Raw genomic sequence first — 24,867 nt, 5'->3', positions numbered from 1 at the left:
TCGGAAATCAGGTCTGGTTCGCGCGCCGCACGATCTGCTCGGCATGGCGCAGTACCGGGGCATCGACCATGCGACCCTCGAATGCGAAGACGCCCCGATGGTGCGCGACTTCGGCGAGTACCCTGCGAGCCCAATCGATGTCGTCATCCGACGGCGCGTAGGCCGCCCGGATGACCGGCACCTGGCTCGGATGGATCGCCACCTTGGCGTCGAAGCCGCTCGCGACCGCGTCCACCGCTTCGGTGCGCAACCCGTCGAGGTCGCGGATATTCAGATACACCGAGTCGAGCGCGAACTTGCCGTACGCCTTGGCCGCGAGCAGCGTGGTCGATCGAACATGGCGTGCCACATCGCGATAGCCGCCATCGGCATGCCGACTGGAATTGCCGCCGAGCCCGGCGACCAGATCCTCCGCACCCCACATGGCCCCGATGGCATTGCGCGCCGATACCGCTTGCCCAATCGATATCGCGCCGAGCGGCGATTCGATCAGCGCGATCACCTCGTAGTCGGCGAGTGAGTCGAGCTGTTCGGCGGATTCGGCCTTCGGCAGCATGATCCGCCGATACGCGGTCCGCGCCAAGGCAGCGAGATCCGGTTCGTGCTCATCGGTGCCGACAGCATTGATCCGCACCACGGTGGTCGCGGGATCCAGTGGGGTCTCCACGAGTGCCTTGCGCGCGGACGCTTTATCCCCGGCCGCGACTCCGTCCTCGAGATCGATGATCACCACATCGGCTGCCGCGGCCGCCTTCTCGTAGCGTTCGGGGCGGTCGGCGGGGCAGAACAGCCAGGCCGGTCCCGGCATGTGCCAACTCATGTGGGCTCCTTGCGTACCAATGTCTTGCGTACCGCAGTCGCCACGATATCGCCATGCTGATTGCGAGCGGTGTGCGCGAAGGTGAGGATGCCCTCGCCAGGGCGGCTCTTGGATTCGCGCTTATCGGTGACCGTCGTCTCGGCATACATGGTGTCGCCGTGGAACAGCGGCTTCGGAAAGGCGACCTCGGAGAAGCCCAAGTTGGCCACGATCGTGCCCTGCGTCAGTTGCGCGACCGACAGACCGATCAGGGTGGACAGGGTGAACATCGAATTCACCAGGCGCTGGTGGAACGGCGGCAGCTGATCGCTGAAGGCCGCGTCCAGGTGCAGTGCCTGGGTATTCATGGTCAGCGTGGTGAACAGGACGTTATCGGCCTCGGTAATGGTTCGGCCCGGCCGGTGCTCGTACACCACACCGATCTCGAACTCCTCGAACCACAGTCCGCGCTGCACCACCCGCCGTGGCGCGTCTGTCTCGCTCACAAGCCCAGCTCCCGTCCGATCAGCATCAACTGCACCTCCGTTGTGCCCTCGCCGATCTCCAGGATCTTGCTGTCGCGATAGTGCCTGGCCACAGCGTATTCGTTCATGAAGCCGTAGCCGCCGAAGATCTGGGTGGCGTCGCGGGCATTGTCCATGGCCGCCTCGCTGGCCACCAGCTTCGCGATGGAGGCTTCCTTCTTGAATGGTTTGCCCGCGAGCATGAGTGCGGCGGCGTCGTAGTAGGCGGTGCGCGCGGCGTGGGCGCGCGCCTCCATGCGGGCGATCTTGAAGGCGACGGCCTGGTTGCGGCCGATGGCCTGACCGAAGGCCTCGCGCTCCTTGGCATAGCGCACACTCTCGTCGACGCAGCCCTGGGCCGCGCCGACCGACAGCGCCGCGATGGCGATGCGGCCCTCGTCGAGAATGCGTAGGAAGTTGGCGTAGCCACGACCGCGCTCGCCGAGCAGATTCTCCTGCGGCACCCGGACGTCGGTGAAGCTCAGCGGATGGGTATCCGAGGCATTCCAGCCGACCTTGTTATAGGCGGGCTCGGCCACGAAACCGGGGGTGTCGGTGGGCACGAGGATGGTCGAGATCTCCTTCTTGCCACCCGACTGCCCGGTCACCGCGGTCACCGTCACCAGTGTGGTGATATCGGTGCCGGAGTTGGTGATGAACTGCTTGCTGCCATTGATGACCCATTCATCGCCATCGGCGACGGCGGTGGTTCTGGTGCCGCCCGCGTCGCTGCCCGCACCTGGTTCGGTGAGGCCGAAAGCGGCGAGATTGCGGCCACTCGTCAATTGCGGCAGCCATTCCTGCTTCTGCTTATCGTTGCCGAAGCGATAGATGGGCATCGCCCCCAGCGAGACACCGGCCTCGAGCGTGATCGCCACACTCTGATCGACCTTGCCGAGTTCCTCCAGCGCCAGACACAGCGCGAAGTAGTCGCCGCCCATACCGCCGTACTCCTCCGGGAACGGCAGGCCGAACAGGCCCATATCGGCCATGCCCGCGACGACCTTGTAGGGAAACGTATGGTTCGCATCGTGTTCGGCGGCTACGGGGGCGACCACCGACTTGGCGAAATCGCGCACCGTCAGTGCGAGGTCGCGATAGTCCTCGGGCAGTGTGCCGGTGGACAGGTAGTCGGTCATCCGGAAATTCCTTCTCGTTCAGCGGTTTCGGGCGCGGCGGGAGCGGCGGTGATGCGTACGAGCGGCTGGTCGAGGCGGACCTGGGCGCCCGGTTCGACCATGACTTCGACGCTGCCCGCAACCGGTGCGGTGAGCGTGTGCTCCATCTTCATGGCCTCGACCACGACGACCGGCGTGCCAACGGCGACGGTGGCACCGTTCGCGACCGGGACCGCGATCACCGAACCGGGCATGGGACTACGGATTTCGGCATCACCAACGTGTTCGGCGCCGCCGCGGACATTCACCTCGGCCACTTCGCGCAGCACCGCGACGCCGGACGGTCCGGCCACCCAGAGCTGTCCGTCGTGCTCGGCGACGCGGTAATCCCGGCGCAGCCCGTCCAGCGTCACGACCAGCCTGCCGTCGGTGAAATCAGCAGTGAGCGAAGCTGATTCACTGCTGTTGAGGTGTACTTCGGCGGCGTCGGGCGAGCCGGTCAGGTAGACGTGCTCGGTGCGGTCGCCGTTGGCGAGCCTGATGGTGGTCGGCGCGGGTGCGCCGATGCGCCACCCGGACGGGACATCCCACGGATCGCTCGCCGCCGCAGGCCAGCGCCGCAGCCAGTGATAGGCGGCCGCGGCGATGAACTCCTCGGCCCCGACGGTGGCGGGTCGGAAGTCGCCGACGCGACGATCCAGCAGTCCGGTATCGAGCTTGCCCGCGGCCACATCCTGGTCGGTCAGCAGGAAGCGCAGGAACTCGATATTGCTGGTGACGCCGAGCAGGACGGTATCGCTGAGCGCCCGATCGAGTTTCGCGAGCGCGGTAGGGCGATCGGCCGCGTGCACGATGACCTTCGAGAGCATCGGATCGTAATCGCTGCCGACGACGGTGCCGATGCGCAGGCCCGAATCCACGCGCACGCCAGCACCTTCCGGCTCGGACAGGTCGAGCACCGTGCCGCCGGTGGGCAGGAAGCCGCGACCCGGGTCCTCGGCATAAACGCGTGCCTCGATCGCATGTCCGACCAGCCGCAGCTCATCCTGGTCCACCGCGAGCTTCTGTCCGGCCGCGACGCGCACCTGGCACTCCACCAGGTCGACCCCGGTGACCAACTCGGTGACCGGATGCTCAACTTGCAGCCGGGTATTCATCTCCATGAAGAAGAACTCGTCCGGCCGATCGGCGGACACGATGAATTCGACCGTGCCCGCACCGACATAGTCGACACTGCGTGCGGTATTGCAGGCGGCGGCGCCGATGCGCGCCCTGGTCGCGGCATCCAGCAGCGGCGAGGGCGCCTCTTCGATGACCTTCTGATGCCGCCGCTGCAGGCTGCATTCGCGTTCACCGAGGTGGATCACGTGGCCGAATTGATCGGCGAGAATCTGCACCTCGATATGGCGTGGCCGGGTGACGAATCGTTCCAGGAACAGCGTGTCGTCACCGAAGGCCGCGCCCGCCTCACGCCGAGCACTGGCCAGTGCGGCGGGCAATGCCGACGGCTCCTCGACGAGTCGCATACCCTTACCACCGCCACCAGCCGATGGCTTGACCAGTACCGGATAGCCGATATCGGCTGCGGCGTCGATCAATTCGGCATCGGTGAGGCCGGGCCGAGCGATACCGGGGACGACGGGCACGTCGAACGCGGCGACGGTGTTCTTCGCCGCGATCTTGTCGCCCATGATCTCGATCGCCTTGGCGGGCGGTCCGAGGAATACGATGCCCGCCTCGGCCAGTGCTGAAGCGAAAGCCGCATTCTCGGAAAGGAATCCGTAACCGGGATGCACCGCCTTCGCGCCGGTGCGCACCGCCGCGTCGACCACTTTCTCGATGTCGAGATAGCTCTCCCGGGCCGGAGCCGGGCCGAGGCGCACTGCGGTATCGGCCTCGCGCACATGCCTGGCCTGCGCGTCCGCGTCGCTGTACACCGCGACCGAGCGAATTCCCATGGCGCGCAAGGTACGAATGACCCGCACCGCGATCTCGCCGCGATTGGCGACGAGCACGGTGTCGAAATCGATGGGATGGGATTTGTTCATCATCGCGATCACATCCGGAAGACGCCGTAGGAAACGGGTTCGAGAGGTGCCTGCGCACACACCGAAAGGGCAAGTCCGAGTACGGTTCTGGTATCGGCGGGGTCGATCACACCGTCGTCCCAGAGCCGCGCGGTCGAGTAGTACGGGTTGCCCTGATGTTCGTACTGTTCCCGAATCGGCGCTTTGAATGCCTCCTCATCCGCGGGCGACCACGGTGCTCCGCTGCTATCGAGTTGATCCCCGCGCACCGTCGACAGGACCGAGGCGGCCTGCTCGCCACCCATTACCGAAATTCGCGCATTGGGCCACATCCACAAAAAACGCGGTGAATACGCGCGCCCGCACATCGAATAATTGCCCGCGCCGTACGATCCGCCGATCACCACCGTGAGTTTCGGCACCCGCGCGCACGCCACCGCTGTCACCATCTTGGCGCCGTGCTTGGCGATACCGCCCGCCTCGTAATCGCGCCCGACCATGAAACCGGTGATGTTCTGCAGGAACAGCAGCGGAATCTTGCGCTTATCGCACAGTTCGATGAAATGCGCACCCTTCATGGCGGATTCACTGAACAGCACACCGTTATTGGCGATGATGCCGACCGGATGGCCGTGGATGCGGGCGAATCCGGTGACGAGCGTCTTGCCGTATTCGGCCTTGAATTCGTGGAATCCATCGCCACCGTCGACCAGCCGGTGGATGACCTCGCGGACGTCATACGGCGTGCGCAGATCGACCGGAACAACGTCGTACAGGTCGGACTCCGGCTTCGCGGTCGCGACGGTCGGCGTCACTTCCCACGGGCTGGCCGGACGCGGGCCGAGCGTGGCCACGATGCGGCGCACAATGCGCAGCGCGTCCTGGTCGTCCTCGGCCAGATGATCGGTCACTCCCGACGTGCGCGAATGCAATTCGCCGCCGCCCAGCTCCTCGGCGGTGACCACCTCACCGGTCGCGGCCTTCACCAGCGGTGGTCCGCCGAGGAAGATCGTGCCCTGATTGCGCACGATCACCGCCTCGTCGCTCATCGCCGGCACGTACGCGCCACCGGCGGTGCAGGAACCGAGTACCGCGGCGATCTGTGGAATTCCCTTGGCGCTCATGGTCGCCTGGTTGTAGAAGATGCGCCCGAAATGCTCTCGGTCCGGGAACACCTCGTCCTGGCGCGGCAGGAACGCGCCGCCGGAGTCGACGAGGTACACGCACGGCAGCTGATTCTGCACTGCGACCTCTTGGGCGCGCAGATGCTTCTTCACCGTCATCGGGTAGTAGGTGCCGCCCTTGACCGTGGCGTCATTGGCCACGATCACGCATTCCCGCCCGGAGATCCGGCCGATGCCGGTGATGATCCCGGCACCGGGACATTCGTCGTCGTACATGCCGGTCGCGGCCAGCGGCGAGAGCTCGAGGAACGGGCTGCCCGGGTCGAGCAGCTGATCCACCCGCTGCCGGGGGAGCAGCTTGCCGCGGGCCACATGCCGCTCGCGCGCCTTCGCGGGGCCGCCGAGCGCCGCGGCGGCCAGCCGGGCGCGCAGATCCTCCAGTAGCGCCTCATGTGCCGCGCGGTTGTCGACCCCGACCTGTTCGGTCACCGTCATCACGCCGTCCTGCCATCCAGTTAGTCGCCGATAACTGGAATTCAGGTTAATATTGATTAACCGAGATGTCCAGGTGTGCTGAAAGGAGCGCGTGTGACCAGCGCCGACACCGCCACGCTCACCCGCAGGGAACAACTGAAGATGCAGCGAAGGGCGCAGCTGCTCGATGCGGGTGCCCGGCTCATCGCCGACCGTGGGTTCCTCGGCATGCGCCTGGAAGACCTCGGCGCGGCCGTCGGGATCAGCGGGCCCGCGGTCTACCGGCACTTCCCGAATAAGGACGCGCTGCTGGTTGAGCTGCTGGTCGGGGTCAGTCAGCGGTTGCTCGACGGCGGGAAGGCGGTGGTGGCGCGGACCGGGTCGGCGCGAGAGGCGCTGGACGGGCTGGTCGATTTCCATCTGGACTTCGCGCTCGGCGAGCCCGAGCTCATCCGGATCCAGGACCGCGACCTCGACAACGTTCCGGCCGGCCCCAGACGCGAACTGCGGCGCACCCAGCGTCAGTACGTCGAGATCTGGGTGACGGTGCTGCGGGAGTTGCATCCGGAATTGCCGGAGGAGACCGCGCGGGTGCAGGCCCACGCGGGCTTCGGCTTGATGAACTCCACGCCGCACAGCGCCACCGATGCCACCGCCACTCGGGCCCGGCCCGTGCTGCGACAGATGGCGCTGTCGGCATTGGGCTAGGCCCGCCGGAATCACCGTGCGGTCCACCCGCCATCCATGGTGTAGGACGCGCCCGTGACCATGCCCGCATTCGGCGAGGCGAGCCAACCCACCAGCGAGGCAACCTCTTGCGGCTCCACGAGGCGTTTGATCGCACTCTCGGTGAGCAGCACCCGTTCCAGCACCTCTTGCTCGGCTATCCCGTGTGCCTTGGCCTGATCGGCAATCTGCTTGTCCACCAAGGGGGTTCGAACATATCCGGGATTGACGCAATTGCTGGTGACGCCGTGACGGCCGCCTTCGAGTGCGGTCACCTTGGACAGACCCTCGAGCGCATGCTTGGCCGTCACGTATGCGACCTTGTATTCGGACGCGCGCAATCCATGTACCGAGGACAGATTGATGATCCGGCCGAAGCCGCGCCGATACATCTGCGGCAGTGCCGCGCGGATCAGCAGGAACGGCGCTTCGACCATGAGGGTCATCAGGTTCCGGAATCGCTCCGGTGGAAAATCCTCGATCGGGTTGATGCTCTGCACACCGGCGTTGTTCACCAGGATGTCCACGTCCAGGGTGAGTTGTTCCAGTGCCGTGACGTCGAGAAGGTCTATGGCCCAGGCTTTTCCGTCGATCTCGCTGGCGAGTGCCTTCGCACCGACGTCATCGATATCGGCGATGGTGACGGTAGCGCCGCGCGCGGCGAGTTCTCTGGCGCAGGCGGCGCCGATGCCGCTGGCGCCCCCGGTGATCATGGCCGAACGTCCGGTCAGGTCACTCATGCCCGCACCTCGCTGGCGCTCGGACCCGGCGCCGCAGGAGCTTGTGCGGCAAGGGTTTGCGCGTCGGCGGTGTCGATGCTCTCCAGTGTTATGCCCTTGGTTTCGCGGGCGAATAGGACGGCGATCGCGGTAATCGCCGCGGCCGCGGCCAAATACACGGCGATCGGTACCGCAGACCCATAGGTATTGAGCAAGCGCACGGCGATGATCGGGGCGAGCGATCCGGCCACGATCGAGGTGACCTGATAACCGAGGGAGACACCGGAATACCGCATCCGGGTCGGGAACATCTCGGCCATGATCGCGGGCTGGCCCGCATACATGAAGGCGTGGAATATCAGACCGATAATGATCGCGGACATGATGATCGCGTTGTGGCCACTGTCCATCATGGGAAAGGCGAAGAAACCCCAGGTGCCCGCGGTGAGCGCGCCGACCAGATACACCGGTCGCCGGCCGAAGCGGTCGGAAAGGTTGCCCGCCAACGGGATCATGAACAAGTGCACCGCATGTGCGGCCAGCAGCCACCAGAGGATGACCTTGGTGTCGACGTGCACATGCACCTTGAGATAGGTGATGGTGAAGGTGACCACCAGGTAGTAGAGGATGTTCTCGCCGAAACGCAGCCCCATCGCGGTGAATACGCCGCGCGGGTAGCGCCGCAGCACCTCGACCACGCTGAGGGAATTGGCCTTGATCTGCTCGATTTCCTGCTGTGCCGCAACGAAAATGGGCGCGTCGGTGACCTTGGTGCGAATGTAGTAGCCGACCAGCACGACCACCGCGGACAACCAGAATGCCACGCGCCAACCCCAGCTCAGGAAGGCGGCGTCGGACAGCGTGGAGGTCAATGCCAGCAGCGCGACCGTCGCCAACATATTGCCCACCGGCACCCCGGCCTGTGGCCAGCTCGCCCAGAAGCCGCGACTGCGGTTCGGACTGTGTTCGGCCACGAGCAGCACCGCACCACCCCATTCGCCACCGACCGCGAAGCCCTGGATGAATCGCAGGACGACCAGCAATGTCGGTGCCCAGTAACCGATTTGGGCGAAGGTCGGTAGACAGCCCATCAGGAAGGTCGCGCTGCCGACCAGCACCAGACTGAATTGCAGCAGCTTCTTGCGGCCGTATTTGTCACCGAAATGTCCGAAGACGACACCGCCCAACGGGCGTGCGGCGAAACCGACGGCGTAGGTGATGAAGGCGGCGAGGATCGCGTCGAGATCGCTGGTGCCCTTGGCGAAGAAGACCTTGCTGAAGACGAGCGTCGCGGCCGTGCCGTAGAGGAAGAACTCGTACCACTCGACGACGGTGCCCGCCATGGACGCGGCCACCACCCGCCTCAGCCCGGCCGGTACCCCGCCTGGATTGTTTCCCATCGGCCGCATTGCATCGCGCACGCTCATCGAACATCTCCTTCATGACCGGGGGCACATCTGGCACGAAGATGTGACGGCCCCCACATTTCGTGGTCAGGACGAGTATTCGTGCACACATCTTGGGCCGCAATGACCAGTTGTGCAGTGCGCATCTGCAAGAATGCAGATATGAGTTCGGCCGCCTCGGGTGCCAGCCGCCCCAGCGCGGATGATCTGCTGGTTCTGCTCGCCGTGGGGCGCTCGGGGCGCTTCGTGTCGGCTGCCGAGGAGCTCGGGATCAACCACACCACCATCTCGCGCCGCATTGCCGCGCTGGAGCAGACGCTGGGTGGGCGGGTACTCACCAGGGCGACCGGTGGTTGGGAGTTGACCGATCTCGGGCGCGAGGCGTTGGCGGCGGCCGAAGCGGTGGAATCGGCGGTCAAGTCATTGGCTACCGACGCCGATGGCATGCGGGTGCTAGAGGGCGTGGTCCGGATTTCGGCGACCGACGGATTCAGCGCCTACGTGGCGGCACCGGCCGCCGCGGAGGTGCAGCGGCGGCATCCGAAGATCTCGGTGGAGATCGTCGCGGCGACCCGGCGGGCGTCCCAGCAACGCTCGGGTCTGGATATCGAAGTTGTGGTGGGTGAGCCGCAGGTGCATCGCGCCAGGGCTGTGCGGTTGGCCGACTACTGTCTCGGGCTCTACGGTTCGCGCGAGTATCTTCGTGAACACGGAACGCCGACGACCGTAGGGGATCTCGCGCGCCACTCGTTGGTCTACTTCATCGATTCCATGTTGCAAGTGGACGACTTGGACCTGGCTTCCAGCTTCGCCCCCGCCATGCGTGAATCAGTCACTTCCACCAATGTTTTCGTGCACGTCGAAGCGACCCGCGCGGCCGCGGGTATCGGCTTGCTGCCATGCTTCATGGCCGATCGTCACGACGACTTGATCCGAGTGCTTCGCAAGGAAGTCTCCGTTCGGCTCACCTATTGGCTGGTTACTCGGACCGAGACATTGCGCAGGCCCGAGGTGGCGGCGGTGGTCGATGCGATTCAGGTTCGGGTGCGGGAACAGCGGAATGTTCTGCTCGGCTTATCGGCGTAATCACTCGAGGTACCGACCACGGCATCGGATACACCATGCAGTTCGGCACGGATGCGAAGACCGTGACGACAACCCTCGATTCGGGAACGTTCACCGCAACCTCGACCGGAATCGCTATCGCGGATCGAGACGGTCAGCTGATTTCCACTGTGCCACTGGTCTTTCCGGCGAAGAATCGCGATATCGCCTTGCAACCCACCATTGATCACGACGGCAAGGCATTGACCTTGCGCCCCATCGATGACCCGGCGGCGGAATCCCAGCCGACCACATCGGCGGAGCGCTGGAACCAGGAAGTGCAGCGCGCCTCCTTCGGAGCGCTGATCGGCGCGGGTATCGGCCTGATCATCGGCCTGCCCCTCGGCGGCATCATCCTCTTCCCGATCCCCATGGCCACCACCGCCATCGGCGCAGCCATCGGCTTCCTCGCCGTAGGTGGACAGCCGTTGATCGACGCAGGCGTCGCCTACTTCAGCGGCCAGCCATAGCCTGATCGGATCAACAAGATCGGTGGCTCAGAACCCGTGTGCTGAGCCACCGACGTGTTTCCGGCTGTTCTTTCGGGCTCGGTATCAGGGGCTGAGAGTGAGCACGGGCGACCGTTTGCGGCGATGTTCTGCGGTCCGATGATTCGGACACAGGACTTGCAGGATAGGGGTTTCAGGTGCTCAGAGTGAGCGTGCCGTCGGTCATGCGGTAGACGGAGTTCATCTGATGTAGGTGGGTTCGGTCGTGGGTTACCAGCAGGGTGGCCGCGTTTTGGGCGCGGGCTACGGTGAGGATCAGGTCGATTATGGCGGTGCCGCGTTCGGTATCGAGGGCGCTGGTTGGTTCGTCGATGACCAGGAGGGACGGCTCGTTCATCAGGGCGCGGGCTATGTTGACGCGTTGGCGTTGGCCGCCGGAGAGTTGCGCGGGGCGTTTGGCGTGCTGGTCGGCTAGGCCAACGGCGTCGAGTAATTCCATTGCCTTGGTGTGGGTTTCGCGGCGTCGGGTAGGTGAGGTGAACAGGTGCTGGCCGAGGTGGGACATGGCCACTAGTTGTTCGACGGCGGTCAGGGCGGGGATGAGGTTGGGCTGTTGGAAGACGATGCCGATGGATGAGCGGCGCAGGGCGGCGGCTTCGCGACGGGTGAGGGTGGCGAGATCTACTGTGTCGTCGGGTGTTTGGAGGGTTATGCGGCCGGAGTCGGGGCGGATCAGGGTGGAGACTACGGCGAGGAGGCTTGATTTGCCCGAGCCGGAGGGGCCGGTGATCGCGGCGATGGTGCCACCCCTGACGTGCAGGTTCACCTGATTCAGTGCGGTGAGGCGGCCAGTGCCGTCCGGGTAGGTGAGGGATGTTTCGCTCACGGTGAGAGCGGTTTTCGTAGTGGTTGCGGTGGTCATGCGGATCTCCGGAGGTCAGCGGGTCGCACCCAGTGCGGTCAGCGGGTCGGTGGTGAACAGGAAGCGCAGGGCGAAGGCCGCTCCCAGCAGGCCGAGCAGTATGAGGGCCGCTGCGGGGAACAGGGTTGTCGAAAGATCGAGCACGAAGGGCAGCGCGTCACCGATGAATGTCGCTGCGGCGATGGTGATTCCGAGTCCCGCTGCGACACCGGCGGCCAACACGATCGCCGCTTGGGCGATGGCGTCGCGGACCAATGATCCCGATGTCGCGCCGAGTGCCTTCAGGGTCGCGATATCGGGCATGCGCTGCACCGTCCACACGGTGAAGAATGCGCCGATCACCAGGGCGGAGATGGCGAAGAGCAGCACCGTCATCAGAGTCAGCGAACCGTTTTCGGCTTGGTAGGAACTCAATGCCGACAGTGATCCGGCGACGCTGGTCGAGGTCGTGTCCGCAGATGCGTTGGTGGAGGCGGCATTCAGGATATCGGATACCGCGAGCACCGTGGCGGCGCCGCCGCGTGGGCTCACCGATTGCCAGTCGGCGAGTGACATCCAGACGACGGGGGTGTGGCTGTACCAGTCGTCGCCCTCGATTGTGGCGACTCGGAAGGTTTGCGCGCCGAGCGTGACGGTGTCACCGATGACGGCATCGAGGGCCTTGGCCGCGCCGGTGCTGAGCACGACGGCGCCGGAATCGGTTGCGATGCGGTTGCCGAATGCGGTTCCGGCGGTGCCGAACAGCGCGACCTGGGCGGGTTTGGTCGCACCCCGCCCCGATACCGCACCCTGCGCCCGGCTGATGCCGATCGGGTGCACCGCGCCCGCGCCCGCCTGCCAGGCCTCGACCTGCCGCTCGGTCAGTGCGGAAGTGTCGAAGGACGGATCCGAGTTGTTATCGGCGAAGACAATGGCATCGGCGTGGATCGCCTCGATGGCTGAGATGTTCTGGTGCGCGAGTCCGGCGGTGAGACCGCTCAGGAAACTCACCAGCAACGCCACCAGCGTGACGACCAGGGTGATGAGCAGAAAACGGCCGCGTGCGGCCCGCAGATCCCGGAGTGCGACGAACATGCCACCACCCTGCCGCGTGGCGATGCCCCCGCCATCGCGCATGCGAAGGTATGCGCCCCGATCGAAGGTTGGTCGGTGTTTTACGCCTTTCGATGGATGCCGCCCGGATAGCCGCACATAAGCTGACAACGTGCATTCGTCGCCGTTCACCCCGGTCGTCACCGCACTGCGGTTGGGGCTGCATGTGCTGGTGACGGCGCTGGCCGTGGTGGTCGCGGTGCGTGCACTGCTACCGGGCGCCGGACATCCGCTCGGCGTCGTCACGCTGACCGTGGCGTTGTTGGCCGTGTACTTCGCCGGTGCGCTGGTCGGTCGCCATCCGGCGGGGATCCGCATCTGGCTGGCGGCGCTGACGCTGCTGTGGCTCGGCCTCGTGGTGCTCGCGCCCGATGCCGGATACCTCGCGTTCGGCGTGTACTTCCTCTACCTGCACCTGCTGCCGCGACCGTGGAGTCTGCTCGCGGTTGGTGCGGCCACGGCGGTGGCGGTGATCGGTTTCGGGATGCACCGCGGCTGGTCCGTGCCGGGGGTGATCGGGCCGGTGCTCGGCGCGGGCGTTGCGGTGGGGATCGGGCTCGGCTACCAGGCGCTTTTCCGTGAATCCGCGCAACGTCAGCGCCTGATCGACGAATTGCTCGATACCCGAGCGACTCTCGCCGAACAGGAGCGAACGGCGGGCAAGTTGGCCGAGCGTGAACGGCTGGCGCAGGAGATCCACGACACCGTCGCGCAGGGTTTGAGCAGCATCCAGTTGCTGCTGCACGCCGCGGAACGGTCTGCGCCGAAGCATCCTGCGCTGCAACAGATTCGACTTGCCCGCGAGACCGCGGCGGAGAGTCTGGCCGAGACGCGAAGGCTGATAGCGGAATTGACCCCTGCCGCCCTGGAGGCACAGAGCCTCGCGCAGGCGCTGGCACGCATCTGTCAACGCGCCGAGGCGCCGGGACTGTTCACCCAGATGGCCGTCGAGGGCACGCCGGAGCGCCTGCCGATGCCCGTCGAGGCGGCACTGGTTCGGATCGCGCAGGGGGCGGTCTCGAACGTGGTGCGCCACGCCGGCGCCAGCCGAATGCGATTGACGCTGACCTACGCCGATACCGATGTGTACCTCGACGTGGTAGACGACGGCACGGGCATCGATCCATCGGTGCTCGACCGCGCCCCAGCGGGCACCTTCGGGCTAGCCGCCATGCGCAGTCGCGTCGAACAGCAGGGCGGCACGATGGCGGTCGAGTCCGAACCCGGCCACACCGCGGTCACCGTCTCCTTTCCACTGGAGACCGCGTCCCCGGAATCCCGCTCTGATTTCGGCCTTGTTTCGGGCCTACCCGCCGCGGAAACGAGCCCTGCGAAATCCGAACCTCCGCGGAACTACCCCCAACTGCCCGCCCTGGCGCAGCGTGCAACGGAGCCCGTCGCCGCGCCGAGCGATTCCGAACTGTCCGCAGTGGTGCGGCGTGCAACGGAGCCCGTCGCCGCGCCGAGCGATTCCGAACTGTCCGCAGTGGTGCGGCGTGCGGCGGAATCCGAGACTGCGCCGAATGACTGCGGCGCGTCCGCGGCGAGGCAGACAACGTCGGAACCGGTCGCCATGCCGAGCGAATCGGAACTGCCCGCCCTGGTGTGGCGTGCGGCGAGATCCGAGACTGCGCAGAACGAAACCACTAGGCACGCAGCGGATTCCGGTTCGCGGTCAGGCGAACCCGCTCCTGGCATACCAAAGGCAACCGACCGGGAGACCCGCACATGATCCGTCTGCTCCTGGCCGACGACCACGCCATCGTGCGCGCGGGCCTGCGCGCACTACTGGAGAGCAATCCGGATATCGCCGTCGTCGGTGACGCACCGACCGCCGAGGCCGCCGTCGCGTTCTGCACCACCACCCCGGTCGATCTGGTGCTGATGGATCTGAGTTTCGGCCCCGGCCGCTCCGGCGTCGACGCGACCGCCCAATTGCGTGCGCTCGACAAGCCGCCCAATGTTCTGGTCGTCACCAATTACGACACCGACGCCGACATCCTCAGCGCCATCGAGGCCGGGGCCTGCGGGTACATCCTCAAGGACACCCCACCGACCGAACTGCTCGCGGCGGTGCGTTCGGCGGCCGCCGGGGAGAGTGTGCTCTCGCCCGCGGTGGCCTCCAAGCTGATGATCCGCGTGCGCCGGGCCGACACCACCCTGAGTCCCCGCGAAATCGAGGTCCTGCGCCTGGTCGCCAACGGCAGCTCGAACCGAGAGATCGCCAAGGACCTGTTCCTCAGCGAAACCACCATCAAATCCCACCTGGTCCACATCTACGCCAAACTCGGCGTCCGCTCCCGCACCTCCGCCGTCGCCCGCGCCCGCGAACAAGGCGCCATCTAGCCACCGATCAAGATCAGGTGGCACTGGGGGCGGAGACTTCTCGCGTTTTGCCGCCATAGTTTCCCCATGATCATCGGCCCAGTGCCTAGGGTGGGGGGATGGGCTCAGGTTTGGATTCCAAGGTGCGGGAGTTTTTGAGTTATGGGAAGCGGACTGGGAAGGTGGCGTTTGTGGCTGCCGATGGGCGGCCGGTGGTGACGCCGGTGTGGTTTGTGCTCGAGGGGGACGAGCTGGTGTTCAATACCGGTAAGGCCACGAGTAAGGGGAGGGCCTTTGCTCGCGATCCGCGCGTCGCGGTGGTGGTCGACCTCGAGGAGGAGCCGTACTCCTCCATTCAGATCCAGGGCACGGTGACCCTGTCCGAGGATCCCGACGAACTCCTGCGTACCGCGACCGAGATCGCCGGTCGCTATATGGGCGCGGATCGCGCCGAGGAATTCGGCAAGCGAAACGGCGTCCCGGGCGAACTGGTGGTGCGGGTGCGCCCGGAAAAGGTGATCGCCCACTTCGACGCGACGGCCTAGCCCTAAACTCACCAGTATGACCGTGCACTTCATCGGGGCCGGGCCGGGCGCCGCGGACCTGCTGACCGTCCGCGCGGTCGAGTTGCTGCGCACCGCTGCGGTCTGCCTCTACCCGGGCACCTACCTGGATCCCGAGGTGCTCGCGCACTGCGCCCCCGGTACCGAACTGATCGACACCCAACACCTGGACATCGACCAGATCACCGAGCATCTGGTGCGCGCGCACCGCTGCGGAAACGATGTCGCCCGCCTGTGCTCCGGCGACCCCTCCATATATTCGGCCCTCACCGAACAAACCCGCCGCCTCGACGCCGCGGACGTGCCGTGGGACATCACCCCCGGCGTCCCCGCCTATGCCGCCGCGGCCGCCCTGCTGGGTACCGAGTTGACCGTCCCGGAGGTGGTCCAGTCGGTGGTGCTCACCCGCACCCGGGCCCGATCGACCGCCATGCCCGAATCCGAGGCACTGACGAACTTCGCGCGGACCCAGGCCACGCTGGTGCTGCATCTGGCCATTACCCGAATCCGTCCCCTGGCGGCCGAGCTGACCGCGGCCTACGGCGCCGATTGCCCGACCGCCGTGGTCTATCGAGCCAGCCAACCCGACCAACTGGTCCTGCGCGGTACCCTCACCGATATCGCTGACCAGGTCGAATCCGCGGGTCTGCGGCAAGCCGCCGTCATTCTCGTCGGCCGCGCCCTCACTCCGAATCTGCCCTGCACCCAGTCCCATCTCTATGACCCCGCCCGTGACCGTCACCGACCTTCGCAAGCAGTGTGAGATCGGTGACAGGTGCCCAGCAAACTTGCGATGATCGCGCTGCCAGGGGTGATGTTTTCCAGCTATGGGAGCTGATTGGTCGGGTGGCGACGACGACGGTAGATTGTTTCGGTGATCTGCATTGAACTTCCCGGCGGAGCCGGTCGGTGGGTGGCGGGCATGGTCGCGCCCATGTAACAAGGTCGGCCTGGCGGGCAGATAGTGCCAATGAACATTTTTTGCTTGATTGATGAGAACTGAACGCGGGAACACAGACGCCACGCTGGCCTAGGTGCGCGTCCACATCCCGGTGTTCATCGGGGAGCGCTCGTGTGGTGTTCCGGAAGCGAGGTTACGGTTGGACCGGCTGGATTTCGGCGGAAACGGCGAAACTGGTGGCGAACGAGCGCACGCTGCCTCGAGGGAGTCGAGTGAGCCGTTCCCGCTGTCTCCGGCGCAGCTGGGTATCTGGTACGCCCAGCACGTCGACCCGCAGGTGCCGATCAACATCGCGCAGTACGTCGACCTGCACGGCGACCTCGACCTCGAGGTCCTGCGCGAGGCGCTGATCAGCTCCGGGCAGGAGCGTGGCTCCGGCATGCTCTGCATTACCGAGATCGATGGCCAGCCGTATCAGTGGATCGACTACACGATTCCGGACCGGGACAAGGTCTACTACGTCGACTTCCGCGGTGAGGACGATCCCGAGGCCGCCGCCATGGCGTGGATGCGCGCCGAGTACAGCGCACCGCTGAACCTGCTCGAGGATCGGCTGCTGCGCTTCGCGGGCCTGCAGGTGGGCGATCACCACTGGTACCTGTACCTGCGCGCGCACCACATCGTGCTGGACGGCTTCGGCGCGGTGACCAACCTGTCCAGAGTGGCCGAGTGGTACACCGCCCTGTTGAACGGCACCGAGCCCGCACCGGCCAATGCCGCGCACCTGCGCACGCTCCTCGAGCAGGAGATGGCCTACCGGGACAGCTCCCGGTTCCAGTCGGACAAGAAGTACTGGGCCGAGCGGGTCGCCGGTGTCGAGGACGGCACCAGTCTGGTTGGCCGGTCCGCGGGGCCTGCGCCGATCAACACCCTCAGCAGTGTGCTGCTCTCGGACGAGCAGAACGCGGTGCTCGAAGCGGCTGTGACGCGCCATGATTCGTCGCCGGCCGGGTTGCTGCTCGCCGCGTTCGCCGGATATCTGGCGCAGTGGACCAGTTCCGAGGACGTGATCCTGAGTCTGCCGGTGACCGCGCGGACCACCGCCGTGATGCGCCGCTCCGGTGGCGTCTCGTCCAATATCGTGCCGCTGCGGCTGCGGATCGGGCACGAGACCACCGTGGCCGACGTGCTCAAGCAGGTCCAGGTCGAGGTGACCGGCGCACTGCGGCACCAGCGCTACCGGCATGAGGACATCCGCCGCGACGCGGCCGGTGACGGAGTGGTGACCAGGGAGTTCTTCGGTCCTTGGATCAACATCATGCTGTTCCAGGACAAGATCAGCATGGGCTCCATGGTGGGCACCATGGTGGTGCTGTCCACCGGCAGCATCGAGGATCTCGGCGTCAACTTCTATCAGTCCGAGGGCGGTTCGCGCGCGCGCATCGACTTCGAGACGAACCCGAACCTGTACTCCGAGGCGGAAACGCGGCGTCAGCACGAACGCTTCCTCGAATTCTTCGACCGCTTCCTGCGGGCCGAGGCGGATGCGCCGGTCTGGGGCCTCGAGCTGACCACGGCCGCGGAGCGGGAGCTGACCGTCGCGGAGTGGAACGACTCCGAGCAGGACGTCCCGGCAACCACCCTGGCGGCCCTGCTGGATGCGCAGATAGAGCTGACCCCGGACAACGTTGCCCTCGATTTCGAGGACGCCACGCTGACCTATGCGGAATTCGCCGCGCGGGTCAACCGGCTGGCCCGCTTCCTGATCGCCGACGGTGTCGGCCCGGAATCCCTTGTCGCACTTGGCATGCGACGTTCGCTCGAACTCGTCGTCGGCATGCACGCGGTGCTCAAGGCCGGTGGCGCGTATGTGCCGATCGATCCCGATCATCCCGCCGATCGCACCGCCTACATCCTCGAGTCCGCGGCACCGGTCTGTGTGCTGACCGTCTCTACCGACGAACTCGAGCTGCCGGAATCGGTGCGCCGAGTCGAGATCGACACTCTCGATGTATCGACGTACGACGCTGCGCCGGTGGCGGATTCGGAGCGGCTCGCACCGCTGCGGCCGGAGAACACCGCCTATGTGATCTACACCTCGGGTTCGACCGGACGCCCGAAAGGTGTTGCGGTAACCCATCATGCGATCGTCAACCAGCAGCTGTGGATGCTCGATGAGTACCGGCTGACCGCTGACGATGTGTACCTGCAGAAGACCGCGACCACCTTCGACGTATCGCTGTGGGGTTACTTCCTGCCGCTGATGGTCGGCGCGAAACTTGTTGTCGCGACCCCGGACGGGCACCGCGATCCACTGTATGTCGCCGAGATGATCGAGCGGCACAAGGTCACCGTCACCGACTTCGTGCCGTCCATGCTGACGGTCTTCGTCGCCCACGCCACCGCCGCCCAATGTGCCACGCTGCGTGCGGTTTTCGTGATCGGTGAGGCGCTGCCGCCGGAGACCGCCGCTGGTTTCCGCGCGATCACCTCCGCCGGCCTGCACAATCTCTACGGCCCCACCGAGGCCGCGGTCTCGGTCACCTACTGGGAGGCCACCGCCGCCGACACCGTCACGGTGCCGATCGGCATTCCGGAGTGGAATGTCCAGGTCTACGTACTGGATTCGCGGCTGCGTCCGGCGGCCGTTGGCGCACCGGGTGAGCTTTATCTGGGTGGACGTCAGCTGGCGCGCGGTTACCGTGGTCGTCCGGATCTGACCTCGGATCGATTCGTCGCCAACCCGTTCGGTACCGATGGCGAGCGCATGTACCGCACCGGTGACCTGGTGCGCTGGAGTGTCGCGGGCACCCTGGAATACATCGGCCGCACCGACTTCCAGGTCAAATTCCGTGGTCAGCGCATCGAGCTCGGTGAGATCGAAACCGATCTGCTCGCCCACCCTGCCGTCAGCCAGGCCGCGGTGCTTGTGGTCGATACCGCGACCGGTCAGCAGCTGGTCGCCTATGTCGTACCCGCGCCGGGGCAGTCGATCGAACCGATCGAGCTCACCCGGTTCGTCGCGGAAAAACTGCCCAGCTACATGGTGCCGGCGGCGATCATGGTGCTGGACGCGTTCCCGCTCAACACCTCCGGCAAGCTGGACCGCAAGGCCCTGCCGGAGCCGGTATTCAGTGCCGACGCGGCCGTCTTCCGCGCGCCGCGCACCCCGGCCGAGCAGATCGTGGCGGCCATCTTCGCCGACGTGCTCAGCCAGGAACGCATCGGTATCGATGACAACTTCTTCGATCTGGGCGGCAACTCGCTGGTCGCCACCCAGGTGGTGGCGCGGATCGGCGCGGCGTTCGGCACCCGCATCGGGGTGCGCGCGCTGTTCGAAACCCCGACCGTGGCAGGTCTGGCCGCACGCGCCGAATCGGCCCCGCCCACCGAGCGGCCACGTCCGGCCCTGGTGGCCCAGGAGCTGCCCGAGCAGGTGCCGCTGTCGATGGCTCAGCAGCGCATGTGGTTCATCAACCAATTCGACTCCACGCTGCCGACCTATAACCTGCCGTTCGTGGTGCGGCTGGGCGGTCGCGTCGATCTCGACGCGATGCGGGCCGCGCTCACCGATGTGCTGACCCGTCAGGAATCGCTGCGCACCATTTTCCCCAACTCGGGCGACGGTGCCTATCAGCAGGTGCTGCCGATCCAAGAGGTCGACCTCAGTATCACCGTGCAGCCGATCGAGGCGGCCGAACTCCTCGACGTGCTGACCGAATTCGCCTCCGCTGGCTTCGATGTCTCCACCGAACTGCCCATCCGGGTGCGCCTGTATCAGATCACCGATGCGTCCTCCGATCACACCGCCGACTACGCGCTCGCATTCGTCGTGCACCACATCGCGGCGGACGGCGTCTCGTTCGGACCGCTCGCACGCGATGTCACGACCGCGTATCTGGCCCGCGCGGCCGGGCAAGCGCCAGCCTGGGCACCCCTGCCGGTGCAGTACCGCGACTACACCCTGTGGCAGCGCGAATTGCTCGGTGCCGAAAGCGATCCCGACTCCATGGCCGCCCGCGAGATCGCCTACTGGCGGGACGCGCTGGCCGGGCTGCCGGATCAGCTGGATCTGCCCACCGATCGGCAGCGTCCGCCGGTGCAGAGCTTCCGCGGCGCACAGTTCAATTTCGATATCGATGCCGAACTGCACACCCGGCTTAGCGCATTGGCCCGCGCCGAGGGCGCGACCCCGTTCATGGTGCTGCACGCCGCGCTCGCGGTGCTGCTGGCCCGGCTGTCCGGCACCACCGATATCGCCATCGGCACCCCCATCGCCGGACGCGGCGAACAGGCCCTCGACGACCTGATCGGCATGTTCGCCAACACGCTCGTGCTGCGCTCGGAGGTCGATCCGGGTCGGTCCTTCACCGAATTCCTCGCGCGCACCAGGGAAATCGACCTCGCGGCGTTCGCGTACAGCGATGTTCCGTTCGAGCGTCTCGTCGAGGTGGTCAACCCGACTCGGTCGCAGGCGCGGCATCCGCTGTTCCAGGTGATGCTGTCGTTCCAGGAGATGTCGCACGGCACGCTGGAACTGCCCGGACTGTCGGTGTCGGCCGCTGAGGTCGAAGTCAATATCGCCAAATTCGATCTGCTCTGGACACTGACCGAACATCGCGGCAACCAGGGCGAGCCCGCGGGCGTTTCGGTCGCCGTCTCCTACGCCACCGACCTGTTCGACCAGGCGACGGTATCCTCGTTCGCCGATCGGCTGGTGCGGATCCTGCGCGGTGTGACCGTGGATCCGGCGGCGATTGTCGGCGATATCGATCTGCTCGACGAGCGCGAGATCGAGCTGGCCCGTGACGGCTGGCACGGCACACCGCGTGCGATCGAGGCGGCCGGGACGGTCAGCGATCTGTTCGTCCGTCAGGCGGCCGCGACACCGGATGCGGTCGCCGTTGTCGACCGCTCCGTGGACGGCTTCACCCCGGCCGTCGGCGCTTCGCTAACCTACGCCGAGTTCGGGTCTCGGGTGCACGCGCTCGCGCGCTGGCTGATCCAGGCGGGCGTCGGTCCGGATGTACCGGTCGCGCTCGGTATGCGGCGCTCGCTCGAGCTGATGATCGCGATCCACGCGGTGCTCGAGGCCGGTGGCACCTACGTGCCGCTCGATCTCGATCAGCCGGCCGAACGCATCGCCCATGTGCTCGATACCGCGGCCCCGGCCTATGTGCTGACCAATTCCCGTGACCGCTTCGCGCCGGAAGGCCTGGAGTCGCTCGTTGTCGACGAGCTCGATCTGTCCGGGATCTCCGATACCCCGGTGACCGATGCCGAGCGCGTCTCGCCATTGCGCCCAGAGCATTTGGCGTACGCGATCTTCACCTCGGGCTCCACCGGGCGTCCGAAGGGCGTCGGCGTATCGCATGCCGCGCTGGTGCACCAGATGCGCTGGCTCATCAGCGAATTCGGGATCGACGCCGACGACGTCGCACTGTACAAGACGCCCGCCACCTTCGACGCGTCGGTGTGGGAGCCGTTGGCGCCCTTGCTGACCGGTGGCCGGACCGTCATCGCCACCCACGACGGCTACCGCGACACCCAATATCTGACCGAGGTCATCGCCGCCGAACAGGTCACCATCACCTCGTTCGTGCCGTCATTGCTGACCGTCTTCGCCGGTACCGTCGATCCGGCGGCACTGAGCTCGGTGCGCATGCTGCTGGTCGGTGGTGAGGCATTCACCGGCGAGGCGGTAGAGGCGTTCCGCAAGCTCGGTCGCCCCGATATCACCCTGATCAACCTTTACGGCCCAACGGAATTCACCGTCAACGCCACCCACGCGGTCGTCCGCGAGGTGGTGCGCGGCGCGGTGCCGATCGGTGCGCCGGTCTGGAACACCCAGGCATACATCCTGGACGCGCGGCTGCATCCGGTGCCGCCGGGTGTCGCGGGTGAGCTGTACCTGTCGGGACCCCAGCTGGCGCGCGGGTACCTCACACGTGCGGATATGACGGCCGATCGCTTCGTCGCGAATCCATTCGGCCCCAGCGGTTCTCGCATGTACCGCACCGGTGACCTGGTGACCCGCGATGCGGCGGGACAGATCGTCTACAGCGGTCGCACCGACTTCCAGGTGAAACTGCGCGGTGTCCGGATCGAGCTCGGCGAGATCGAAGCCGCCTTGCGCGCCCATCCTTCGGTGGCGCAGGCAGTCGCGCTGGTCCGTTCCGACAGCAGGCTCGGCGACCAGTTGGTCGCCTATGTGGTGCCGACCGAGGCCGAGCCGGAAGCCGGATTCGATGTCGCGCTGCGCACGCATCTGTCCGCCATGGTGCCCACCTATATGGTGCCCGCGGCTTTCGTGACGCTCGAGGCCATGCCGCTCAATGCGAACGGCAAACTCGATCGGCGCGCCCTGCCCAAGCCGGTCTTCGAGGTGCACACCTTCCGTGCGCCGAGCACACCGATCGAGGAGATCGTCGCCCAGATCTTCGGCGAGGTGCTCGACCTGCCGCGCGTTGGCGTGGACGACGACTTCTTCGACCTCGGCGGCAACTCGCTGATCGCCACCCAGGTCGCCTCCCGCATCGGCACCGCACTCGATACCCGGGTGCCGGTGCGGATGGTGTTCGAGGCCTCCACCGTGGCCGCGCTGGCGGCTCGGGTGGAATCACATGCCGGTGCGGGTGCCCGCAGTGCGTTGGTCGCCCGGGAACGCCCGGAAGCAGTGCCGCTGTCGCTCGCGCAGCAGCGGATGTGGTTCCTCAACCGCTTCGATACCGCCTCCGCGGTCAATAACATTCCGGTCGCCATCCGGCTCTCCGGTGATCTCGATGTCGCCGCATTGCAGGTCGCGGTCATCGACGTGATCGACCGGCACGAATCGCTGCGCACCGTCTTCCCGGAGACCAAGAGCGGTCCGGTTCAGGTCGTGCTCGACGCCGCGCAGATCGTGCCCGATCTGACGCCGTACCGGGTCACCGAGGAGACCCTGGTCGAGCATCTGATCGACCTGGCCTCCATGGCCTTCGACGTCACCGACGAAGTGCCCTTGCACGCAAGGCTTTTCGAGATCAGCGAATCCGAGTTCGTACTCGGCATGGTGGTACACCATATTTCGGCCGACGGTTGGTCGATGGGGCCGCTGGCGCGCGATGTCATGGTGGCGTACGCGGCACGCACCTCGTGGGAGTCGCCCGCTTGGGCGGCGCTGCCGGTGCAGTACGCGGACTATGCGCTGTGGCAGCGTGAGGTGCTCGGCTCCGAGGACGATCCGAATTCGCTGATTTCCAGCCAGATCCGGTACTGGACCGAACAACTCGCGGATCTGCCCGACGAACTGGTGCTGCCGTCGGACCGCCCGCGTCCGGCGATTGCCTCCTACCGGGGCGGTACCTACGCGTTCGTGATCTCCGCCGAGACCCAGCGTGCGCTCATCGATCTGGGTCGCAAGCACAATTCGTCGCTGTTCATGGTCATGCACAGTGCGCTCGCGGTGTTGCTGGCGCGCGCCAGCGGTACCAGCGATATCGCCATCGGCACTCCGGCGGCCGGTCGTGGTGAGGCCGCGTTGGACGACCTGATCGGCATGTTCGTCAATACGCTCGTATTGCGCACCGATGTCGCGGGTTCGGCGAGTTTCGCCGATCTGCTCGCCCTGGCGCGGGAAACCGACCTGCAGGCGTTCGCGCATGCGGATCTGCCGTTCGAGCGCTTGGTCGAAATTCTCAACCCGGCCCGCTCGCAGGCGCGCAATCCGCTGTTCCAGGTGATGCTGGCGTTCCAGAACGTCAAGCAGGCCAACCTCGAACTGCCCGGGCTCTCGGTCAACGGCATCGATTACGACGCGCGGCTGGCCAAATTCGATCTGCAGCTGACCCTGCAGGAGACCCAGGAATCCGGCGAGGCCGCCGGTATGTCGGCCGAAATCTCCTATGCCCTCGATCTTTTCGATGAAGACACGGTAGCAGCCTTCGCGCGCCGCCTGGATCGAATTCTGGCGGCCATCATCGCCGATCCGACTGTGCCGGTCGGCGATATCCAGCTGCTCGACGATGAGGAAACCGCACTGGCGGTGCTCGGCTGGAACGACACCGAGCACGATTTGCTGCCGCGCCGTCAGCCCGGTCGCACCCCGCGTCGTTCCGGTGCTCACCAAACTGGTGGTCTCACTCTGGTCGGCGAGTTCGCCGCGCAGGCCGCGGCCACACCGGATGCGGTCGCGATCGTGGACCCGGCGACCGGAACCGCCCTGACCTATGCCGAATTCGGTGCGCGCGTGCACCGGTTGGCGCGGCGGCTGATCGAGGCCGGTGTCGGGCCGGAAAAGCTTGTCGCCCTCGGTCTGCGGCGTTCGGTCGACCTCGTAGTCGCGGCCTATGCCGTGCAGGAGGCCGGTGGTGGCTATGTGCCGCTGGACCTGGATCAGCCCACGGAGCGGATCAGCTATGTGCTCGAGTCGGCGGCACCGGTCTGTGTGCTGACGACCTCGCGCGACGACTTCGAAAGCGGCGGGCTGCCGACGCTTTCCATCGATGAGCTCGAGCTCTCCGAGTACTCGGATGCGCCGGTTACCGATGAGCAGCGGATTGCGCCACTGCGGCCGGAGAACACCGCCTATGTGATCTTCACGTCGGGTTCGACGG

The 24,867-nt window shown here is 66.1% G+C and carries 17 protein-coding genes (1 of these 17 cut by a window edge); 8 read left to right on the top strand and 9 right to left on the bottom strand.

Features of this window, described 5'->3' with window-relative positions; translation table 11 throughout:
• Positions 1-7: 7 nt before the first annotated feature.
• Genes ACIBG0_RS31500 through ACIBG0_RS31480 form a run of 5 tightly spaced genes read right to left on the bottom strand, consistent with a single transcriptional unit; the run spans position 8 to position 6,087 of the window.
• Entirely contained in the window at positions 8-820 is an 813-nt protein-coding gene (locus tag ACIBG0_RS31500; protein WP_397037431.1) for an HpcH/HpaI aldolase/citrate lyase family protein, read from the bottom strand.
• Positions 817-1,305, bottom strand: coding sequence for a MaoC family dehydratase (locus ACIBG0_RS31495; RefSeq protein WP_397037429.1), 489 nt, complete (start codon positions 1,303-1,305; stop codon positions 817-819). Before ACIBG0_RS31495 ends, ACIBG0_RS31500 begins: the two co-directional genes overlap by 4 nt.
• Entirely contained in the window at positions 1,302-2,462 is a 1,161-nt protein-coding gene (locus tag ACIBG0_RS31490; protein ID WP_397037427.1) for an acyl-CoA dehydrogenase family protein, read from the bottom strand. Before ACIBG0_RS31490 ends, ACIBG0_RS31495 begins: the two co-directional genes overlap by 4 nt.
• On the bottom strand, positions 2,459-4,492 hold the full coding sequence (locus ACIBG0_RS31485) for a biotin carboxylase N-terminal domain-containing protein (protein WP_397037425.1): 2,034 nt from the start codon (positions 4,490-4,492) through the stop codon (positions 2,459-2,461). The genes ACIBG0_RS31490 and ACIBG0_RS31485 overlap by 4 nt, the downstream gene beginning before the upstream one ends.
• 5 nt (positions 4,493-4,497) lie before the next feature.
• Positions 4,498-6,087 (bottom strand): carboxyl transferase domain-containing protein, encoded by a 1,590-nt coding sequence (locus tag ACIBG0_RS31480; protein ID WP_397037423.1) that lies wholly within the window; start codon positions 6,085-6,087, stop codon positions 4,498-4,500.
• Between the two features lie 141 nt (positions 6,088-6,228).
• On the opposite strand from ACIBG0_RS31480, the gene ACIBG0_RS31475 reads away from it, so the two are divergent.
• Positions 6,229-6,774: a TetR/AcrR family transcriptional regulator gene (locus ACIBG0_RS31475; protein ID WP_397037509.1), complete on the top strand. Its 546-nt coding sequence runs from the start codon at positions 6,229-6,231 to the stop codon at positions 6,772-6,774.
• Positions 6,775-6,785: 11 nt separating this feature from the next.
• Here ACIBG0_RS31475 and ACIBG0_RS31470 read toward each other — a convergent pair whose 3' ends face one another.
• Together ACIBG0_RS31470 and ACIBG0_RS31465 are read right to left on the bottom strand one after the other, a co-directional pair.
• On the bottom strand, positions 6,786-7,532 hold the full coding sequence (locus ACIBG0_RS31470) for a 3-hydroxybutyrate dehydrogenase (RefSeq protein ID WP_397037421.1): 747 nt from the start codon (positions 7,530-7,532) through the stop codon (positions 6,786-6,788).
• Positions 7,529-8,938, bottom strand: coding sequence for an MFS transporter (locus ACIBG0_RS31465; protein ID WP_397037419.1), 1,410 nt, complete (start codon positions 8,936-8,938; stop codon positions 7,529-7,531). Before ACIBG0_RS31465 ends, ACIBG0_RS31470 begins: the two co-directional genes overlap by 4 nt.
• A 141-nt stretch (positions 8,939-9,079) precedes the next feature.
• Between ACIBG0_RS31465 and ACIBG0_RS31460 the strand changes: the two genes are divergently transcribed.
• Positions 9,080-10,003 carry a LysR family transcriptional regulator gene (locus ACIBG0_RS31460; protein WP_397037417.1) on the top strand — a complete coding sequence of 308 codons (924 nt, stop codon included), beginning with the start codon at positions 9,080-9,082 and terminating at the stop codon, positions 10,001-10,003.
• Positions 10,004-10,038: 35 nt separating this feature from the next.
• Entirely contained in the window at positions 10,039-10,491 is a 453-nt protein-coding gene (locus ACIBG0_RS31455) for a hypothetical protein (protein ID WP_397037415.1), read from the top strand.
• 172 nt (positions 10,492-10,663) lie between these two features.
• Here ACIBG0_RS31455 and ACIBG0_RS31450 read toward each other — a convergent pair whose 3' ends face one another.
• Together ACIBG0_RS31450 and ACIBG0_RS31445 are read right to left on the bottom strand one after the other, a co-directional pair.
• The gene (locus tag ACIBG0_RS31450; RefSeq protein ID WP_397037413.1) at positions 10,664-11,392 is read right to left on the bottom strand and encodes an ABC transporter ATP-binding protein; all 729 of its coding nucleotides are present in this window, start codon (positions 11,390-11,392) and stop codon (positions 10,664-10,666) included.
• 15 nt (positions 11,393-11,407) lie between these two features.
• On the bottom strand, positions 11,408-12,466 hold the full coding sequence (locus ACIBG0_RS31445; RefSeq protein ID WP_397037411.1) for an ABC transporter permease: 1,059 nt from the start codon (positions 12,464-12,466) through the stop codon (positions 11,408-11,410).
• A 130-nt stretch (positions 12,467-12,596) separates the two neighbouring features.
• Between ACIBG0_RS31445 and ACIBG0_RS31440 the strand changes: the two genes are divergently transcribed.
• From ACIBG0_RS31440 to ACIBG0_RS31420, 5 genes are all read left to right on the top strand, one after another.
• Positions 12,597-14,216, top strand: a complete 1,620-nt coding sequence (locus ACIBG0_RS31440) for a histidine kinase (RefSeq protein ID WP_397037409.1) — start codon at positions 12,597-12,599, stop codon at positions 14,214-14,216.
• Complete coding sequence (locus ACIBG0_RS31435) at positions 14,213-14,830, top strand: response regulator (protein ID WP_397037407.1); 618 nt, start codon at positions 14,213-14,215, stop codon at positions 14,828-14,830. Before ACIBG0_RS31440 ends, ACIBG0_RS31435 begins: the two co-directional genes overlap by 4 nt.
• Before the next feature lie 98 nt (positions 14,831-14,928).
• Positions 14,929-15,354, top strand: coding sequence for a PPOX class F420-dependent oxidoreductase (locus ACIBG0_RS31430; RefSeq protein ID WP_397037405.1), 426 nt, complete (start codon positions 14,929-14,931; stop codon positions 15,352-15,354).
• Between the two features lie 16 nt (positions 15,355-15,370).
• Positions 15,371-16,135 carry a precorrin-4 C(11)-methyltransferase gene (cobM, locus tag ACIBG0_RS31425; RefSeq protein ID WP_397037403.1) on the top strand — a complete coding sequence of 255 codons (765 nt, stop codon included), beginning with the start codon at positions 15,371-15,373 and terminating at the stop codon, positions 16,133-16,135.
• Positions 16,136-16,472: 337 nt separating this feature from the next.
• Positions 16,473-24,867, top strand: partial view of a non-ribosomal peptide synthase/polyketide synthase gene (locus tag ACIBG0_RS31420; RefSeq protein WP_397037507.1) — the beginning only. Its footprint extends 35,465 nt past the window's final position; 8,395 of the gene's 43,860 nt are visible here — the first part of the coding sequence; it begins with the start codon at positions 16,473-16,475; its stop codon lies off the right edge, out of view.

The organism is Nocardia sp. NPDC050630, from assembly GCF_044457245.1.
GTDB lineage: Bacteria > Actinomycetota > Actinomycetes > Mycobacteriales > Mycobacteriaceae > Nocardia.
The sequence above is the reverse complement of the archived record's forward strand: the minus strand, read 5'-3'. Positions and strand labels throughout refer to the sequence as shown.

What these genes read in the sequence shown, in the direction of transcription:
- ACIBG0_RS31500 (WP_397037431.1), bottom strand. Translation starts at nt 820, where the DNA reads ATGAGTTGGCACATGCCGGGACCGGCCTGGCTGTTCTGCCCCGCCGAC.
- ACIBG0_RS31490 (WP_397037427.1), bottom strand. Translation starts at nt 2,462, where the DNA reads ATGACCGACTACCTGTCCACCGGCACACTGCCCGAGGACTATCGCGAC.
- ACIBG0_RS31485 (WP_397037425.1), bottom strand. Translation starts at nt 4,492, where the DNA reads ATGATGAACAAATCCCATCCCATCGATTTCGACACCGTGCTCGTCGCC.
- ACIBG0_RS31480 (WP_397037423.1), bottom strand. Translation starts at nt 6,087, where the DNA reads ATGACGGTGACCGAACAGGTCGGGGTCGACAACCGCGCGGCACATGAG.
- ACIBG0_RS31475 (WP_397037509.1), top strand. Translation starts at nt 6,229, where the DNA reads ATGCAGCGAAGGGCGCAGCTGCTCGATGCGGGTGCCCGGCTCATCGCC.
- ACIBG0_RS31470 (WP_397037421.1), bottom strand. Translation starts at nt 7,532, where the DNA reads ATGAGTGACCTGACCGGACGTTCGGCCATGATCACCGGGGGCGCCAGC.
- ACIBG0_RS31465 (WP_397037419.1), bottom strand. Translation starts at nt 8,938, where the DNA reads ATGAGCGTGCGCGATGCAATGCGGCCGATGGGAAACAATCCAGGCGGG.
- ACIBG0_RS31460 (WP_397037417.1), top strand. Translation starts at nt 9,080, where the DNA reads ATGAGTTCGGCCGCCTCGGGTGCCAGCCGCCCCAGCGCGGATGATCTG.
- ACIBG0_RS31455 (WP_397037415.1), top strand. Translation starts at nt 10,039, where the DNA reads ATGCAGTTCGGCACGGATGCGAAGACCGTGACGACAACCCTCGATTCG.
- ACIBG0_RS31450 (WP_397037413.1), bottom strand. Translation starts at nt 11,392, where the DNA reads ATGACCACCGCAACCACTACGAAAACCGCTCTCACCGTGAGCGAAACA.
- ACIBG0_RS31445 (WP_397037411.1), bottom strand. Translation starts at nt 12,466, where the DNA reads ATGTTCGTCGCACTCCGGGATCTGCGGGCCGCACGCGGCCGTTTTCTG.
- ACIBG0_RS31435 (WP_397037407.1), top strand. Translation starts at nt 14,213, where the DNA reads ATGATCCGTCTGCTCCTGGCCGACGACCACGCCATCGTGCGCGCGGGC.
- ACIBG0_RS31430 (WP_397037405.1), top strand. Translation starts at nt 14,929, where the DNA reads ATGGGCTCAGGTTTGGATTCCAAGGTGCGGGAGTTTTTGAGTTATGGG.
- cobM (WP_397037403.1), top strand. Translation starts at nt 15,371, where the DNA reads ATGACCGTGCACTTCATCGGGGCCGGGCCGGGCGCCGCGGACCTGCTG.